Origin of the sequence: Nocardioides phosphati (assembly GCF_014646375.1) — a bacterium.
GTDB classification, from domain to species: Bacteria; Actinomycetota; Actinomycetes; order Propionibacteriales; family Nocardioidaceae; genus Nocardioides; species Nocardioides phosphati.
On record NZ_BMNI01000003.1, the window covers coordinates 173,182 to 189,906 of the forward strand.

Here is a 16,725-nt window from a genome sequence, read left to right on the forward strand (position 1 = left end):
TCGCGGACGCCGGAGCGGAAATGCCGCGAGGCCGGCAGTCCGTGGGGACTGCCGGCCTCGTCGGCGTACGTCGGCGCGGGTGGCGTCAGCCCAGCCAGCCCATGCGGTGACTGATGCGCGCGCCGGTGTCGCGGAGCGCGTCGGACGTCCGCTTGATCTCGGCGTCGTCGAAGCGGAACGCCGGACCCGACGCACTAACGGAGGCGACGACAGCGCCCGTGTGGTCGCGGATCGGGACCGCGGAGGCGTTGAGGCCGACCTCGAGCTCCTCGTGGGTGGTCGCGAAGCCGCTGTCGCGGACCTCGGCCAGCTGGTCCAGCAGGACCTTGCGCGAGGTGATCGTGTGGGGGGTGAGCTTCGGCAGGCCGGCCGTCTTGAGGATCTCCTCGAGCCGGGCCTCCGGCATGTGGGCGAGGAGCACCTTGCCGCTGGCGGTGGCGTGGAGGGGGGTCAGCTGGCCGACCCAGTTCTGGCTGGCGACCGCTGCGGTGCCCATCGCCTGCTGCACGTTGACGGCGTAGTGCTCGCGGACGACGGCGATGTTGATCGTCTCGTCGATGTCGGCGGCCAGGTCGTCGAGGAGGGGCTGCGACTGGCGGACCAGGTCGATGCGCGCCGGGATCGAGCTGGCCAGGCGCAGGATGCCGAAGGCCAGCTGGTACTTCCCGCGGTCGACGTTCTGCTCGACGAGGTCGCGCTCCTCGAGGGCGGCCAGCAGGCGGAAGGCGGTGGACTTGTGGACGCCGATCTCGGCGGCCACCTCGCTCACGCCGGCGCTGCCCTCGCGGGCCAGGATCTCCAGGACGGTGATGGCGCGGTCGACGGACTGCACGCCGCCCTGGCTGTCGGTGCCGCGCCCGCTTGCGCGCGTTGCGGCCTTGGCTTCCCCGTTGCTCATGACGCAACCGTACCCACGGGTAGCGAGAGCGCAAGGGCCTTCGGGCCGAATTGTCGGGACCTCTTGACATGACCTGCGTCACGCACAGAGACTGTTGCGCATGACGCGCAGCGTTGTGCATAGCGCATCGACAAGCACCCGCCCTCCGGAAAGGCCCCACCGGTGACGACCGCTACACGGATCGACGGACGCAAGGTTGCCGCCGGCATCAAGCAGCAGCTGGCCGGGCGCGTCGCCGCGCTCCAGGCGCAGGGCGTCCGCCCCGGCCTCGGCACGGTCCTGGTCGGCGACGACCCCGGCAGCCACTCGTACGTCGCCGGCAAGCACCGCGACTGCGCCGAGGTCGGCATCGCCTCGCTCCGCGTCGAGCTGCCCGCCACCGCCACGCAGGAGGAGATCGAGGCCGCGGTCGTCGCGCTCAACCAGGACCCGGCCTGCACCGGCTTCATCGTCCAGCTGCCGCTGCCGCCGCACATCGACACCCACCGCGTGCTCCAGCTGATCGACCCCGAGAAGGACGCCGACGGTCTCCACCCGGCCAACCTCGGCAAGCTCGTGCTCGGCATCCCCGGCCCGCTGCCCTGCACGCCGCGCGGCATCATCGAGCTGCTCCGCGAGCACGACGTCGAGATCACCGGCCAGCGGTTCTGCATCATCGGCTGCGGCCTCACGGTCGGCCGCCCGCTCGGCCTCATGCTCACCCGGCCCACCGAGCACGCGACCGTCACGCTCTGCCACGAGGCGACCGTCGACGTCGCGGCGCACGCCCGGGCCTCCGACGTCATCGTCGCCGCAGCGGGCGTCGCCCACCTCGTGAAGCCCGACTGGGTCAGCGCCGGCGCGACCGTCCTCTCCGTCGGCGTCACCCGCACCATCGAGGGGATCCTCGGCGACGTCCACCCCCAGGTCGACACGGTCGCCGGCAAGATGAGCCCCGCCACCGGCGGCGTCGGCCCGATGACCCGCGCGATGCTGCTCATGAACATCGTCGAGATCGCCGAGCGCGCGGCCGACTCGGCGCCCGAGCTCGCCGGCGTGGGTGCCTGATGGCCGCCCAGGTCCTCGAGCGCACCGCGGCGGTCACCCGCCCCCGGTCGTCCGCCGACGGCGCGCTCGCCGAGGCGCCCGCGGGTGCGCCGGTCGTGGCGCGCCCGGTCCTGGACCGCACGAGGGTGCTCGGCATCCTCAACGTCACGCCGGACTCCTTCTCCGACGGCGGCCGGTTCGCGGCCGTCGAGGCGGCGATCGAGGGCGGCCTTGCGCTGGTCCGCGACGGCGCCGACCTGGTCGACGTGGGCGGCGAGTCCACGCGGCCCGGCGCCGTACGCGTGGACGAGGCGGAGGAGCTCCGCCGGGTGATCCCCGTCGTCCGGGCGCTGGCCGAGGCTGGCATCGCGGTCTCCATCGACACCATGCGCGCCCGCGTGGCCGAGGCGGCCTGCGCCGCGGGTGCCGTGCTCGTCAACGACGTGTCGGGCGGCCTGGCCGACCCCGCCATGCTCGAGGTCATCGCCGCGACCGGCCGCCAGTGCGTGCTCATGCACTGGCGCGGCCACTCCGCCGTCATGCAGAGTCGCGCGGTCTACGCCGACGTCGTCCGCGAGGTCACCGACGAGCTGGTGGACCGCGTCGACGCCGCGGTCGCCGCGGGCGTCGCCCCCGGCAACATCGTGCTCGACCCGGGCCTCGGCTTCGCCAAGGACGCCGAGCAGAGCTGGGCGCTCCTGGCCGGCTATCCCCGGCTGAGCAGCCTCGGCTTCCCGCTGCTCGTCGGCGCCTCGCGCAAGCGGTTCCTCGCGGAGTGCGTCCCGCAGGAGGCCCCCGGGCTCTCCGTCCCCGCCGACCGGGACGGCGCCTCGGCCGCCGTCACGGCGTACGCCGCGCAGGCCGGTGCCTGGGGCGTCCGCGTGCACGACGTCGCGCCTGCCGCCGCAGCTGTCCGGGTCGCCGCACGGCTCGCCGCCGCCCGCGCGACGCTCGACCCGAGGGCGTGGCGCTGATGCGCAGCCACGCGCGCGAACGGGTGCTGAGCCGTCTGCTCGAGCAGGTCCGTTACGAGGTCCTGCCGACGCCGAGCGTCGTCGACGAGGTCTACGGCCACCTGCCCGCGGGCGCGACCGTCACGGTGACCGCCTCACCGGCCAAGGGCATGGAGGAGACCCTCGACATCGCCGAGCGCCTCTCCGCCCTCGGCTTCGACGTGGTGCCGCACCTTGCCGCGCGGATGATCCACGGGAACGCCCACCTCGCCGAGATCACGGAGCGGCTCCGGCTCGCGCACGTCACGAAGGTCTTCATCCCCGCCGGCGACGCCGATCCCGAGCCCGGCTGCTACCGCAGTGCGCTGCAGGTGCTCGAGGACCTCGCCGTCGCGGGCAACCCGTTCGACCAGGTCGGCATCACCGGCTACCCGGAGTCGCACCCGAGCATCAACGACGACCTCACGGTCCAGGCGATGTGGGACAAGCGGCACCACGCGACCCACATCGTCAGCAACCTGACCTTCGACCCCGACGTGCTCGCGCGCTGGATCGACCGGGTCCGCGCGCGTGGGGTGGCCCTCCCCATCCTGATCGGGCTGCCCGGCCCCGTCGAGCGGCTCAAGCTGCTCCGCATGGCGACGAAGATCGGCGTGGGGGAGTCGGCGAAGTTCCTCGCCAAGAACGGCGGCCTCTTCGCCCGCATCGCCGCTCCCGGCGGCTACGACCCGTTGCGCTTCCTCGGCCGTGCCGCGGAGACGCTGGGCCTCCCCGCCTCGAACGTCGCCGGCCTGCACCTCTTCACCTTCAACCAGGTCGCCGAGACCGAGGCCTGGCGCGTCGCACAGCTGGAGCGGATCCAGGACAGCGGCGTGCGGCGGCGTACGGCCCGGGCAGCGGCACGGAGCGACGCATGAGCGGCCTCGCGCAGGCAGTCCGCCCCGAGGTGAGCACTGACCCGCGCCCCGACGTACGGCCTGACCTGGCCGAGGTCGAGCGTCGGCTCCTGGCCCGCTGGCCGGAGACGAGGATCGAGCCGTCGCTCGACCGGATCCGGCTCCTCCTCGACTTCCTCGGCACGCCGCAGCGGCGCTACCGCAGCGTCCACCTCACCGGAACCAACGGCAAGACGAGCACGGCCCGCCTGGTCGAGGCGCTGCTGGGCGCGACCGGCCACCGCACCGGCCGGCTGACCAGCCCGCACCTGACCTCCATCCGCGAGCGCATCGCGCTGGACGGCCACCCGATCGACGAGGCCGGCTTCGTCGACGCCTGGCGCGCGACGGAATTCCAGGCCGAGTGCGTCGACGCGGTCATGGAGCACCCGCTCTCCTTCTTCGAGATGACGGTCGCCATGGGCTACCTCGCCTTCGCCACGGCCGAGGTCGACACCGCCGTCGTCGAGGTCGGCATGGGCGGCCGCTGGGACGCCACCAACGTCATCGACGCCGCCGTCTCGGTGATCCTGCCGGTCGCGCTCGACCACACCGACTACCTCGGCCCGACCACGGTCGACATCGCCCGCGAGAAGGCCGGCATCATCGCGCCCGGCTCCACCGTCGTGAGCGCGCGCCAGTCGCCCGAGGTGCTCGCCGTCCTCCAGGAGCGTGCGGACTCCGTCGGCGCCCGCCTGCTCCTCCTCGACCGCGACTTCTCCGTCGTCGAGCGCTCGCCCGTCGCCGGCGGCCAGCGGATCTCGGTCAACGGGCTCCACGGCAGCTACGCCGACGTGCACCTCGCCCTCCGCGGCCGGCACCAGGCCGACAACGCCGCCTGCGCCCTCGTCGCCGCGGAGGCGCTGCTCGGTCACGCGCTCGACCCCGACGCCGTACGCCGCGCGCTCGCGGGCGTGACCTCGCCGGGCCGACTCGACGTACGCCGCGGGCGGCCGACCGTCGTCCTCGACGCCGCGCACAACCCGCACGGCGCGCGCTCGCTCGTCGAGGGGCTCGAGGAGATCGCCCCCGGCCACCGCCAGTACGCCGTCGTCGCGGCGATGGCGGACAAGGACGTCGAGGGGCTGCTGCGCGAGCTGGCGCCGAACGTCACGGAGATCGTCTGCACCGCCAACTCGAGCCCGCGCTCCCTGCCGGCCGAGGAGCTCGCCGCGATCGCGCGGACCGTCTTCGCGCCCGAGCGCGTGCACCTCGCGCGCTCGGTCGAGACCGCGCTCGCGGTGGCGCGTGGGCGGGCCGTCCCTCCGGGCGCGGCGCGGGAGTCCGTGGTCGTCGTGACCGGCTCGGTGGTCACCGTGGCCGACGCCGAGCGGCTCCTTCCCGCACCTCCCGCCGGCCTCCCGGCCACCCCCGATCGACCGATGGTCCAACCCCTGCCCGGGTGACTCACCAATCGGTCCGGGGCTGGGCGTCTCACGCAGGCGCCCAGCCCCACCCCTGTCCAGCCCTACTCGAAGGAATGACATGTTCCGGAAGATCCTGGTCGCCAACCGAGGCGAGATCGCCGTCCGTGCCTTCCGCGCAGGCCGCGAGGCAGGGGCGCGCATGGTCGCGGTCTTCCCCTACGAGGACCGCTGGTCCGAGCACCGGCTCCGCTCCGACGAGGCCTACGAGATCGGCGAGCCCGGCCACCCGGTGCGGGCCTACCTCGATCCCGAGGGGATCGTCGACGTCGCGGTCCGCTGCGGTGCCGACGCGGTCTACCCCGGCTACGGGTTCCTCTCCGAGAACCCCGCGCTGGCCGAGGCCTGCGCGGCGGCGGGCATCACCTTCGTGGGCCCGCCCGCCGAGGTGCTGACCCTGACCGGCAACAAGGCGAGCGCGATCGCGGCGGCCAAGGCGGCCGGCGTCCCGACCCTGCAGAGCGTGGAGCCCTCGACCGACGTCGACGCGCTGGTCGCGGCGGCCGAGGCGATCCCGGCGCCGCTCTTCGTCAAGGCGGTCGCCGGTGGTGGCGGCCGCGGCATGCGCCGGGTCGACGACCGGGCCCAGCTGCGCGAGGCGATCGAGACCTGCATGCGCGAGGCCGAGGGCGCGTTCGGCGACCCGACGGTCTTCATCGAGCAGGCCGTGATGGACCCGCGCCACATCGAGGTGCAGATCCTCGCCGACGGCGCCGGCAACGTGATCCACCTCTTCGAGCGCGACTGCTCGGTCCAGCGGCGGCACCAGAAGGTCGTCGAGATCGCGCCCGCGCCCAACCTCGACCCGGCGATCCGCGAGCGGATGTGCGCCGACGCGGTGCGCTTCGCCAAGGAGATCGGCTACGTCAACGCGGGCACCGTGGAGTTCCTGCTCGACCCGCACGGCACCTACGTCTTCATCGAGATGAACCCCCGCATCCAGGTCGAGCACACCGTGACCGAGGAGGTCACCGGTGTCGACCTGGTCCAGTCGCAGCTGCGCATCGCGGCCGGCGCGACGCTCGACGAGCTCGGCCTCTCCCAGGAGACGGTCTCGATCCGGGGCGCCGCCCTGCAGTGCCGGATCACCACCGAGGACCCGGCCAACGACTTCCGCCCGGACACGGGCAAGATCACGACCTACCGCTCGCCCGGTGGCGCCGGCGTACGTCTGGACGCGGGCACGGTCTACACGGGCGCCGAGGTGTCGCCGCACTTCGACTCGATGCTGGCCAAGCTCACCTGCCGTGGCCGCGACTTCACCGAGGCCGTCAACCGGGCCCGTCGTGCGCTCGGGGAGTTCCACATCCTCGGCGTCCAGACCAACATCCCGTTCGTGCAGGGCCTGCTGGAGGAGCCGGAGTTCCTCGCCGGCAAGGTCACCACGTCGTTCATCGCCGAGCACCCGGAGCTGCTCCACACCCGCTCCAGCGGCGACCAGAGCACCAAGCTGGTCTCCTACCTGGCCGACGTCACGGTCAACCAGCCGCACGGCCCGGCGCCCACGACGCTGGAGCCGGCGACGAAGCTGCCCGGGATCGACCTCGCCGTCGCCCCCGCGGCGGGCACCCGGCAGCAGCTGCTCGAGCTCGGCCCGGCGGGGTTCGCGGCTGCGCTCCGGGCGCAGCGCGAGGTCGCGATCACCGACACCACCTTCCGCGACGCGCACCAATCGCTGCTCGCCACCCGGATCCGCACCCGCGACCTGGTCACCGGCGCCGCGCACACCGCGCACCTGCTCCCGCAGCTGTGGAGCCTCGAGTGCTGGGGCGGCGCGACGTACGACGTGGCGCTGCGCTTCCTGGCCGAGGACCCGTGGGAGCGCCTCGCCGCCCTGCGCGAGGCTGCCCCCAACGTCTGCCTGCAGATGCTGCTCCGCGGCCGCAACACGGTCGGCTACACGCCGTACCCGACGGAGGTGACCGACGCCTTCGTCGAGGAGGCCGCGGCCACCGGCATCGACGTCTTCCGGATCTTCGACGCCCTCAACGACGTCGAGCAGATGCGCCCGGCGATCGAGGCCGTCCGCGCCACCGGCACCACGCTCGCCCAGGTCGCGCTCTGCTACACCGGCAACCTCAGCGACCCGCGCGAGCAGGTCTACACGCTCGACTACTACCTCAGGCTCGCCGAGCGGATCGTCGACGCGGGTGCCCACTCGCTCGCGATCAAGGACATGGCCGGCCTGCTCCGTGCTCCTGCCGCCCGCACGCTGGTCACCGCGCTGCGGCGTGAGTTCGACCTGCCGGTCCACGTGCACACCCACGACACCACCGGTGGCCAGCTCGCCACGCTGGTCGCGGCCATCGAAGCCGGGGCCGACGCGGTCGACGCGGCCAGCGCGGCGCTCGCCGGCACGACGTCCCAGCCGGCGATGTCGGCGCTCGTCGCCGCGACCGACGGCTCCGACCGGGAGACCGACCTCGACCTCGAGACGGTCTGCTCGCTCGAGCCCTACTGGGAGGCCACGCGCCGGCTCTACGCGCCGTTCGAGTCGGGGCTGCCCGCACCGACCGGCCGGGTCTACACCCACGAGATCCCCGGTGGCCAGCTCTCCAACCTGCGCCAGCAGGCGGTCGCGCTCGGCCTCGGTGAGAAGTTCGAGCAGATCGAGGACATGTACGCCGCGGCGAACCGCATCCTCGGCAACCCGGTCAAGGTCACCCCGTCGTCCAAGGTGGTCGGCGACCTCGCGCTGCACCTCGTCGCGGTGGGTGCGGACCCGGCCGAGTTCGAGGCGAACCCGGCGAAGTTCGACCTGCCCGACTCGGTCGTCGGCTTCCTCTCCGGCGAGCTCGGCACCCCCGCGGGCGGCTGGCCCGAGCCGTTCCGCAGCAAGGCGCTCGAGGGCCGCACGCACAAGCCGGCCAGCCCGACGCTCGCCCCGGCTGATGCCGCGGCGCTGACGTCGGACCGCCGCGCGACCCTCAACCGGCTCCTCTTCCCCGCGCCCACGCGCGAGTACGAGGACAGCGTCCGCGCGTACGGTGACCTGTCGGTGCTGCCGACCGTCGACTTCTTCTACGGCCTGCGCCAGGGCGCCGAGCACACCGTCCCGCTCGGCCCCGGCCAGCGGGTGCTGATGGGCCTGCAGGCGGTCGGCGACCCCGACGAGCGCGGCTACCGCACGGTGATGTGCACCGTCGACGGCCAGCTGCGGCCGGTGGTGGTCCGTGACCGCTCGGTCGCCTCCGTCGCCGCGGCCGCGGAGAAGGCCGACCGGAGCAACCCCGGCCACGTCGCGGCGCCGTTCCAGGGCACCGTTACTGTGACCGTCGCGGTGGGGGACGCGGTGAAGGCCGGTGACCCGGTCGCGACGATCGAGGCGATGAAGATGGAGGCCGCGATCACCGCCCCGGTCGACGGCACGGTCGCGAGGGTGGCGATCGGCGGCGTGTCGCCCGTCGACGGCGGCGACCTGTTGTTGGTGGTTGAACCGGCGGAGCAGACTCGGGACCAGGAGGAGGCGCTGACGTGAAGCGACACAAGAACGGCCGGGAGGGGCTGGTCGACCCGGTCGACCACCTCGAGGTCACCCCGCCGAAGCAGTACGCCGCCGGCATCCCGGCCGTGCGCAAGGCGATCGAGTACTCCCTGTCGCAGACGTCCCCGCGGCGTACGGCGCTGACGCTGCTGGCGATCAACCAGCCGGGCGGCATCGACTGCCCCGGCTGCGCCTGGCCCGATCCCGCGCACGCGCACAAGAACGAGTACTGCGAGAACGGCGCGAAGCACATCAACGACGAGGCGACCTCGGCGCGGGTGACGCGGGAGTTCTTCGCGCGCCACTCGATCGAGGAGCTCGACGGCAAGTCGGACTGGTGGCTCAACCAGCAGGGCCGGCTCACCGAGCCGATGGTGAAGCGTCCTGGCGCCACGCACTACGAGCCGATCGCGTGGGCGGAGGCCTTCGACCTCATCGGCCGCGAGCTCAACGGCCTCGCCTCGCCCGACGAGTCGATGTTCTACGTGTCGGGGCGGCTCAACAACGAGGCGGCGTTCCTGCTGCAGACGTTCGTCCGGGCCTTCGGCACCAACAACCTGCCGGACTGCTCCAACATGTGCCACGAGTCGTCGGGCTCCGCGCTCGGCGAGACGCTCGGTATCGGCAAGGGCTCGGTGCAGCTCGACGACATCTACCAGGCCGACCTGGTCCTCGTCGTGGGCCAGAACCCCGGCACCAACCACCCCCGCATGCTCTCCGCGCTCGAGGAGACCAAGGACCGCGGAGGCCGGGTCGTCGCGGTCAACACGCTGCCCGAGGCCGGCCTGATCCGGTTCAAGAACCCGCAGAAGCCGCGCGGCGTCATCGGCAAGGGCACCGCGATCGCCGACGACTTCCTGCTGATCCGGCCCGGCGGCGACCTGGCGCTCTTCAAGATGGTCAACAAGCTGCTGCTCGAGGCCGACGACGCCTCGCTTGCGGCCGGCGGTCCGGGCGTGCTCGACCGCGACTACATCGCGACCTACGCGACGGGCTTCGAGGAGTTCGCCGAGCAGGCCCGCGACATCACGTGGGAGCAGGCGCTCGAGGCCACCGGGCTCACCCGCGCGGCGATCGAGTCGCTCGTCGAGCAGGTGCTCGCGGCGAAGTCGGTCATCGTCTGCTGGGCGATGGGCCTGACCCAGCACAAGCACGGCGTGCCGACGATCCGCGAGATCGTCAACTTCCTCATGCTGCGCGGCAACATCGGCAAGCCCGGCGCCGGCGTCTGCCCCGTCCGTGGCCACTCCAACGTCCAGGGCGACCGCACGATGGGCATCTGGGAGCGGATGCCCGACCCGTGGCTCGACGCGCTCGGCAAGGAGTTCGGCTTCGAGCCGCCGCGCCACCACGGCGTCGACTCGGTCGAGGGCGTCCGCGCGATGCGCGACGGCAAGGCGAAGGTCTTCGTCGGGGTCGCGGGCAACTTCGTCCGGGCGATGTCCGACAGCGACGTCACCGAGGCTGCGCTGCGCAACTGCTCGCTGACCGTGCAGGTCTCGACCAAGCTCAACCGCTCGCACACCGTGGTCGGCGAGACCGCGCTGATCCTGCCCACCCTCGGCCGCAGCGACCGCGACGTCCAGGAGACCGGCGAGCAGTTCGTCACGGTCGAGGACTCGATGAGCGCGGTGCACGCCACCCGCGGCAAGCTCCCGCCGGCCTCGGAGCACCTGCTCTCCGAGGTCGCGATCATCAGCCGCATGGCCGCGGCGACCCTCGGCCCGCGCGAGGACGCCCCGGCGATCGACTGGCCGGCGTACGAGCGTGACTACGGGCTGATCCGCGACCACATCGCCGCGGTGGTGCCGGGCTTCGAGGAGTTCAACGAGCGGATCAAGGAGCCGAAGGGCTTCACGCTGCCCAACCCGGTCAACTCCGGCGTCTACCGCACCGCGACGGGCCGGGCGACGTTCACGGGCAACCACCTGGAGTGGCTCGAGACGCCGCCGGGCCACCTGATCCTGCAGTCGCTGCGCTCGCACGACCAGTGGAACACCATCCCGTACGCCATGGACGACCGCTACCGCGGCATCCACAACGCGCGCAGGATCGTCATGGTCAACCCCGACGACATCGCCGAGCTGGGCTTCGCCGACGGCGACGTCGTCGACATCGTGTCGATCTGGAAGGACGGCGTCGAGCGCCGCGCTCCCCGGTTCACGCTCGTGGCCTATCCGGCCTCGCGCGGCTCCGCGGCGGCGTACTACCCGGAGACCAACGTGCTCGTCCCGCTCGACAGCGTCGCGGAGATCAGCAACACCCCGACGTCCAAGGGTGTGCTGGTCCGCTTCGAGCGCGCTGCTGTACCGGAGGCCTGAGTCGATGGGGCGGGTCACCGTACGCCGCAAGGTGCTGCGGGTGCGTGACGGCGTGACGTCGCACGCGCCGGACGCGCTGGCGGGCGAGGAGCCGATGGAGATCCGGGTCAACGGCCGCCCGGTGACGGTCACGATGCGCACGCCGGGCCACGACTTCGACCTCGCGGTCGGCTTCCTGGTGAGCGAGGGCGTCGTGCACTCCCGTGAGGACGTCGCGGCGGTCCGCTACTGCGCCGGCGCGACCGAGGACGGCAGCAACACCTACAACGTCGTCGACGTCCAGCTCGCCCCCGGGGTGCCGGAGCCGGAGACCTCCCTGGAGCGGAACTTCTACACGACCTCGTCCTGCGGCCTCTGCGGCAAGGCGTCGCTCGACGCCGTGCGCACGCGGTCGCGCTGGTCGGTCGCGTCCGACCCGACCCGGCTCTCCACCGACCTGCTGCTGTCGCTGCCCGACCGGCTCCGCGAGGCCCAGCGGGTCTTCGACCGCACCGGCGGCCTGCACGCGGCCGGGCTCTTCACCGCGGCCGGCGACCTGCTCGGGCTCTGCGAGGACGTCGGGCGGCACAACGCCGTCGACAAGGTGATCGGCGGCGCGGCCCTCAACGACCAGCTGCCCGCCCGCGGCACCATGCTCATGGTGAGCGGCCGCGCGTCGTTCGAGCTCGTGCAGAAGGCGGTCATGGCCGGCATCCCCGCGCTCGCCGCCGTCTCCGCGCCGTCGTCGCTCGCCGCCGACCTGGCCGAGGAGTCGGGCATGACCCTCGTCGGCTTCCTGCGCGGCAGCTCGATGAACGTGTACGCCGGCGCCGACCGCCTGCTCTGAGCCGACCTGGCACCCGCCCCGCGCGAGCGGGCTCAGGCCTTGGCGGCCTTGGCCGCCTTGCGCTCGGCGCGCAGCTTCTTCTCCTCGACGTCGAGGCGCTCGGCCTCCTCGAGCGACGGCGCGCTGCCGCCGTACGCCGCGGGGAGCCACCACGCGCCCGGCTCCTTCTGGTCGGCCGGGTAGGCGTCGATGCACTGCTCGAGGAGCGCGTCCATGCGGCGCTTCAGCTCGGCGGTCTCGGCGGCGACGTCCTCGCCCGTGGGGAAGTAGGGCTCGCCGACCCGGATCACGACCGCCGTGCCGCGCGACAGGTCGCGGGAGTGGCCCTTGGTCTGGACGCGGTGGAAGCCGAAGTGCACGACCGGGATGACGGGGACGCCGGCGGCCGCGGCCATGCGGACCGCACCGGACTTGATCTCCTTGATCAGGAAGCTGCGCGAGATCGTCGCCTCGGGGTAGACACCGACGACCTCGCCGCGCTTGAGCGCGTCGACGGCGACCTCGAAGGCCTCCGCGCCGTTGGACCGGTCGACCGGCAGGTGGTGGAACGAGCGCATGAAGAAGCCGCCGACCTTGTGGTCGAAGACCTCCTTCTTCGCCATGAACCGCGTGTAGCGCTTGTTGCGCTCGCCGGGGTAGCCGCTCGCGATGAAGTCGAGGTAGGAGTTGTGGTTGCACGCGATGACCGCGCCGCCCTCGGCAGGAACGTTCTCCGCGCCCTGCATGTCGACCTTGAGTCCGATCCGGAACCACGTCTTGGCCGCGGCGATGATGATCGGGTAGGTGATGTCCATGGCGGGCGAGCTCCTCAGAAGGCGAACGGGGATCGTGCGCGAGGCACCAGCATGCCTCAGGTCAGCGGCGTGAGGCAGCCGCGACCACGCTGGCGACCAGCTCGCCGAGGTCGGCTCCCTGTGCCTGCACCGACAGCGGCACCGTCGAGGTCTCGGTGAAGCCGGGCGCCACGTTGACCTCCAGGAACCACACCGTGCCCTCGCTGTCGACGATCAGGTCGGAGCGCGACAGGTCGCGCAGCCCGAACGCCGCGTGGGCCGCCAGCGCGACCCGCTGGCACTCGGCGGTGAGCTCGTCGGAGAGCGAGGCGGGCGTCACGAACGTGGTGCTGCCGGCGGTGTAGCGGGCGCTGTAGTCGTAGACGCCGCCGTCCGGGCGGATCTCGACGACCGGCAGCGCCTCGGGGCCGTCGCCGGTGTCGATGACCGGTACGGCGACCTCGGTGCCCTCGACGAACCGCTCGAGCAGCGCCACCGTGCCGTAGGCGTAGGCACTCACCATCGCTGCCGGCAGCTGGTCCGCCGAGCGCACGACCGAGCAGCCCAGGGCCGAACCGGAGCGGGCGGGCTTCACCATCAGCGGCAGGCCGAGGCGCTCGACGATGAGGTCCATGACGGCGGTCGCACCGAGCTCGCGGAACGACTCCGCGGGCAGGCAGACCGACTCGGGCGTGCTGATGCCGGCACGCCCGGCGACGATCTTGGCGACCGGCTTGTCGAACGCGACGCGGCAGGCGGCGGGCGGCGCCCCGACGTACGGGATGCCGACGAGGTCGAGGACCTCGCGGATGGCGCCGTCCTCGCCGGTCTCGCCGTGGAGCATCGGGACGACGCAGGCCGGCTTGTCCGCGAGCAGGGCCGGCAGGAGCGAGGAGTCGACGTCGCGCTCCTCGACCTCGAGGCCGACCGAGCGCAGCGCCTCGGCGACGCGGCGTCCGGAGCGCAGCGACACGTCACGCTCGTGCGACAGGCCGCCGGCGAGCACCACGATGCGCCCCGTCGGGAGGCCGGAAGGAGCGGGGTTCTCGGTCACGGTCGTCTCCAGGGGGTGGGGCACGGTCAGGACAGGTCGTTGCTGGGCGCGTCGTACTCGCCGGCGCGCAGGGTGGGGATCGGGCCGGTCGCGCCGAACGTCGCGCGCAGCTCCATCTCCGCCTCGAGGACGCCGGCCAGGCGGCGTACGCCCTCGCGGATGCGCTCGGGAGTGGGGTAACAGAACGAGAGCCGCATCGAGCTCGAGCCGTAGCCGTCGGCGAAGAACGCCGTGCCCGGCACGTAGGCGACGCGCGCGGTGACGGCACGGGGCAGCATCGCCTTCGCGTCGATGCCCGGCGGAAGGGTGAGCCAGACGTAGAAGCCGCCCGTGGGGACGTTCCACCGGCAGGTCGCGGGCATGAAGTCCTCGAGCGCGCTGACCATCGCGTCGCGCCGCTCCTTGTACATCGTGCGGAACGCCTCGACCTGGCCGAGCCAGTCGTGGTTCTCCAGGTAGCGCGAGATCGCCATCTGGCTGAAGGCCGACGGGCAGAGCGTCGCCGACTCCTGCGCCAGCACCAGCTTCTCGCGTACGGCGTGGGGTGCGAGCGCCCAGCCGACCCGGAAGCCGGGGGCGAAGGTCTTGGAGAACGAGCCGAGGTAGATGACGCCCTCGGGCTCGTCGGCCCGCAGCGCCCGGTGGATCCGGCCGTCGAAGCCGAGCAGGCCGTAGGGGTTGTCCTCGAGGATCAGGATGTCGGCCTCGCGGCAGATCCGCAGGATCTCGGGGCGGCGCTCCGCGCTCAGCGAGATGCCGGCGGGGTTGTGGTAGTTCGGGATCGTGTAGAGGAACTTGATCGTGCGGCCGGCCGCCTTCGTCGCGGCGATCGCCTGCTCGAGCGCCTCGGGCACCAGGCCGTCGGCGTCCATCTCGACGTGGACGATGTCGGCCTCGTAGGCGCGGAAGACGCCCAGCGCGCCGAGGTAGCTCGGCGCCTCGCAGAGCACCACGTCACCCGGGTCGCAGAAGATGCGGGTCACCAGGTCGACGGCCTGCTGCGAGCCGACGGTCACGACGACGTCGTCGGGGTGCGCCTCGATGCCCTCGAGCCGCATCACCTCGCAGATCTGCTCGCGCAGCTCCGGAGTGCCCTGGCCGGAGCCGTACTGCATCGCCGTCGGGCCGTCGTGCGCGATCAGGTCGGCGATGCCCTTGCCGACCACGTCGAGCGGCAGGTCGGAGATGTTGGGCATGCCGCCGGCGAGGCTCACGACCTCGGGCCGGCTGGCGACGGAGAAGAGCGCGCGGACCTCGGAGGCCTTCATCCCCTCGGTGCGTGCCGCGTAGCGGTCGACGTAGTGGTCGAGTCGCGTGCTGCCTCGCGTGCCACCGGGGGAGATCTCGCTCATGATGGGACCAAGGATAGGAGGTGGCGTCCATGGGTTTGTCGCGTCGTCCGGTCAGGCTGACCGTCGACCACCTCGCCGCCGTGTCCGGCCACGGGGGCGACTGCCTCTTCTGGCAGCTCGACCCCGTACGCCGCTCACGACTCTCCGAGGACGAGGCCGCGGAGGAGAAGCGCGACTGGGTCTCCGAGGTGCTCCGCGAGTGGGGCGCGTGCGGTCACGTGCTGCTCGACGACGACCGAGTCGTCGCCCACGCCCTCTACGTCCCGCCCGCCTTCGCCCCCGGCAGCGCCGGCCTGCCGACCGCGCCGGTGACCCCCGACGCGATCCAGCTGCTCACGGTGCGGGTCGAGCCGGCGTACCGCGACGGTGGGCTGGGCCGACTCCTGGTGCGCGCGGCCGCGAAGGACCTCGTCGACCGCGGGTTCGTCGCGCTCGAGGCGTTCGGCTCGTCGGGCGTCGCCCCGGCCGGGTGCGTCCTGCCGGCCGGCTTCCTCTCGGCGGTCGGCTTCCGTACCCAGCGCGTGCACCCGCTCCACCCGCGCATGCGGATGGAGCTCCGCTCCACGCTGACCTGGAAGGACGAGGTCGAGCAGGCGATCGGCGCGCTGCTCGGCGTCGTGCGGCCGGCGAAGGCGCCGAAGCCCGCTCCGCCCGCCGTGCGCCAGCGCGACTGAGGCCTCCCGCCGCACTGACCCTGCGCCTGTCCACAGGTCCGGGGGACGGCGCTGGCGGCGCGGGCAGGAGCAGCCAAGGCTGTCGCCATGACCGGGCCCGACCTCGACCTCCTCGAACTCGTACGTCGCTCCGGCGGCGTCGTGCCTCGCCGCCAGCTGGGTGCGCTCGGCCTGCGCGGTGCGACGGAGCGGGCAGTGGCGTCAGGCGAGCTGGTCGTCCTCGGCCGGCGGTGGGTCGCGCTCCCCGCAGCGCGCTCGGCGGTCAACGAGGCCCGTGCGGTGCGCGGTGTGCTGGCCGGGCCCAGCGCCGCACTCCACCACGGCTGGGCGGTGGCCCACCCGCCGGAGCGGCCCGTCGTGATCGTCCCGCGCAACCATGGCCACAAGCGCCCGCACCTCGACGTACGCCGCCGCGACCTGCCACCCGAGGCCTCGCGTGGAGGGGTGCTGACGCCGGTCGCCACGGTGGTCGACTGTGCGAGGACGCTCGAGTTCGGTGAGGCGCTCGCTGTCGCGGACTCGGCGCTCCGCTCCGGACGCGTGCACCGCGACGAGCTGCGTGCGGCTGCCGCCAGGGTTCCGGCGCGCTTCCGGGCCGGCGTGCTGCGGGTGATCGAGCATGCCGACGGTGCCGCGGCCAACCCGTTCGAGTCGGTGGCGCGCGCACGTGCCATCGAGGTCGGCCTCGACGTCGTCGCGCAGCACTGGATCGACGCCCGCCGACCCGACATGACCGACGTCCTGCGCCGGGTCGTGGTCGAGTGCGACTCCTGGGAGTGGCATGCCGTCCCCGAGCAGTTCCGTGCCGACGTACGCCGCTACACCGCGCTGACCGTCGCCGGCTGGATCGTCGTCCGGCTGGTGTGGGAGGACGTGATGTTCAAGCCGGACGACGTGCGCGCCGTCCTCCGGCAGGCGAAGGCACTCGCCGAGACGCGGGCGGCTGCATGAACCGACACGTTGACGCGTCAGATAGCCCCCGCCGAGCGCGGCCGCGTGCTGGTT

Annotated in this window: 13 protein-coding genes; 9 read left to right on the plus strand and 4 right to left on the minus strand. The window is 72.8% G+C overall.

Features of this window, described 5'->3' with window-relative positions:
• Positions 1 to 85: 85 nt before the first annotated feature.
• Complete coding sequence (locus IEX47_RS08085) at positions 86 to 898, minus strand: IclR family transcriptional regulator (RefSeq protein ID WP_188783492.1); 813 nt, start codon at positions 896 to 898, stop codon at positions 86 to 88.
• A gap of 162 nt (positions 899 to 1,060) precedes the next feature.
• Between IEX47_RS08085 and IEX47_RS08090 the strand changes: the two genes are divergently transcribed.
• The 7 genes from IEX47_RS08090 (at position 1,061) to fdhD (ending at position 11,867) form a co-directional block, all read left to right on the plus strand.
• Entirely contained in the window at positions 1,061 to 1,945 is an 885-nt protein-coding gene (locus IEX47_RS08090; RefSeq protein ID WP_188783493.1) for a bifunctional methylenetetrahydrofolate dehydrogenase/methenyltetrahydrofolate cyclohydrolase, read from the plus strand.
• A complete protein-coding gene (gene folP, locus IEX47_RS08095; RefSeq protein WP_188783494.1) occupies positions 1,945 to 2,898 on the plus strand; it encodes a dihydropteroate synthase in 954 nt (317 codons plus the stop codon). Before IEX47_RS08090 ends, folP begins: the two co-directional genes overlap by 1 nt.
• Entirely contained in the window at positions 2,898 to 3,794 is an 897-nt protein-coding gene (locus tag IEX47_RS08100; protein ID WP_188783495.1) for a methylenetetrahydrofolate reductase, read from the plus strand. Before folP ends, IEX47_RS08100 begins: the two co-directional genes overlap by 1 nt.
• The gene (locus IEX47_RS08105; protein ID WP_188783496.1) at positions 3,791 to 5,218 is read left to right on the plus strand and encodes a bifunctional folylpolyglutamate synthase/dihydrofolate synthase; all 1,428 of its coding nucleotides are present in this window, start codon (positions 3,791 to 3,793) and stop codon (positions 5,216 to 5,218) included. The genes IEX47_RS08100 and IEX47_RS08105 overlap by 4 nt, the downstream gene beginning before the upstream one ends.
• A gap of 79 nt (positions 5,219 to 5,297) precedes the next feature.
• Positions 5,298 to 8,714, plus strand: a complete 3,417-nt coding sequence (locus IEX47_RS08110) for a pyruvate carboxylase (RefSeq protein WP_188783497.1) — start codon at positions 5,298 to 5,300, stop codon at positions 8,712 to 8,714.
• On the plus strand, positions 8,711 to 11,041 hold the full coding sequence (locus IEX47_RS08115) for an FdhF/YdeP family oxidoreductase (RefSeq protein WP_188783498.1): 2,331 nt from the start codon (positions 8,711 to 8,713) through the stop codon (positions 11,039 to 11,041). The genes IEX47_RS08110 and IEX47_RS08115 overlap by 4 nt, the downstream gene beginning before the upstream one ends.
• A 4-nt stretch (positions 11,042 to 11,045) precedes the next feature.
• A complete protein-coding gene (gene fdhD, locus IEX47_RS08120; RefSeq protein WP_188783499.1) occupies positions 11,046 to 11,867 on the plus strand; it encodes a formate dehydrogenase accessory sulfurtransferase FdhD in 822 nt (273 codons plus the stop codon).
• 32 nt (positions 11,868 to 11,899) lie between these two features.
• On the opposite strand, the gene IEX47_RS08125 is transcribed toward fdhD, so the two are convergent.
• The 3 genes from IEX47_RS08125 to IEX47_RS08135 form a co-directional block, all read right to left on the minus strand.
• Positions 11,900 to 12,661 carry a lysophospholipid acyltransferase family protein gene (locus IEX47_RS08125; RefSeq protein ID WP_188783500.1) on the minus strand — a complete coding sequence of 254 codons (762 nt, stop codon included), beginning with the start codon at positions 12,659 to 12,661 and terminating at the stop codon, positions 11,900 to 11,902.
• 61 nt (positions 12,662 to 12,722) lie between these two features.
• Positions 12,723 to 13,694, minus strand: a complete 972-nt coding sequence (locus tag IEX47_RS08130) for a D-alanine--D-alanine ligase family protein (RefSeq protein WP_188783501.1) — start codon at positions 13,692 to 13,694, stop codon at positions 12,723 to 12,725.
• A 26-nt stretch (positions 13,695 to 13,720) separates the two neighbouring features.
• Positions 13,721 to 15,046, minus strand: a complete 1,326-nt coding sequence (locus IEX47_RS08135; RefSeq protein WP_188783502.1) for an aminotransferase-like domain-containing protein — start codon at positions 15,044 to 15,046, stop codon at positions 13,721 to 13,723.
• Positions 15,047 to 15,075: 29 nt separating this feature from the next.
• Here IEX47_RS08135 and IEX47_RS08140 point away from each other — a divergent pair, with 29 nt between their 5' ends.
• Complete coding sequence (locus tag IEX47_RS08140; protein ID WP_229662735.1) at positions 15,076 to 15,720, plus strand: GNAT family N-acetyltransferase; 645 nt, start codon at positions 15,076 to 15,078, stop codon at positions 15,718 to 15,720.
• A gap of 87 nt (positions 15,721 to 15,807) precedes the next feature.
• Complete coding sequence (locus tag IEX47_RS08145; protein WP_188783503.1) at positions 15,808 to 16,671, plus strand: endonuclease domain-containing protein; 864 nt, start codon at positions 15,808 to 15,810, stop codon at positions 16,669 to 16,671.
• Positions 16,672 to 16,725 lie beyond the last annotated feature (54 nt).

Coding starts and splice junctions, on each gene's coding strand:
- IEX47_RS08085 (WP_188783492.1), bottom strand. CDS start 898: ATGAGCAACGGGGAAGCCAAGGCCGCAACGCGCGCAAGCGGGCGCGGC.
- folP (WP_188783494.1), top strand. CDS start 1,945: ATGGCCGCCCAGGTCCTCGAGCGCACCGCGGCGGTCACCCGCCCCCGG.
- IEX47_RS08100 (WP_188783495.1), top strand. CDS start 2,898: ATGCGCAGCCACGCGCGCGAACGGGTGCTGAGCCGTCTGCTCGAGCAG.
- IEX47_RS08105 (WP_188783496.1), top strand. CDS start 3,791: ATGAGCGGCCTCGCGCAGGCAGTCCGCCCCGAGGTGAGCACTGACCCG.
- IEX47_RS08110 (WP_188783497.1), top strand. CDS start 5,298: ATGTTCCGGAAGATCCTGGTCGCCAACCGAGGCGAGATCGCCGTCCGT.
- fdhD (WP_188783499.1), top strand. CDS start 11,046: ATGGGGCGGGTCACCGTACGCCGCAAGGTGCTGCGGGTGCGTGACGGC.
- IEX47_RS08125 (WP_188783500.1), bottom strand. CDS start 12,661: ATGGACATCACCTACCCGATCATCATCGCCGCGGCCAAGACGTGGTTC.
- IEX47_RS08135 (WP_188783502.1), bottom strand. CDS start 15,046: ATGAGCGAGATCTCCCCCGGTGGCACGCGAGGCAGCACGCGACTCGAC.
- IEX47_RS08140 (WP_229662735.1), top strand. CDS start 15,076: ATGGGTTTGTCGCGTCGTCCGGTCAGGCTGACCGTCGACCACCTCGCC.
- IEX47_RS08145 (WP_188783503.1), top strand. CDS start 15,808: ATGACCGGGCCCGACCTCGACCTCCTCGAACTCGTACGTCGCTCCGGC.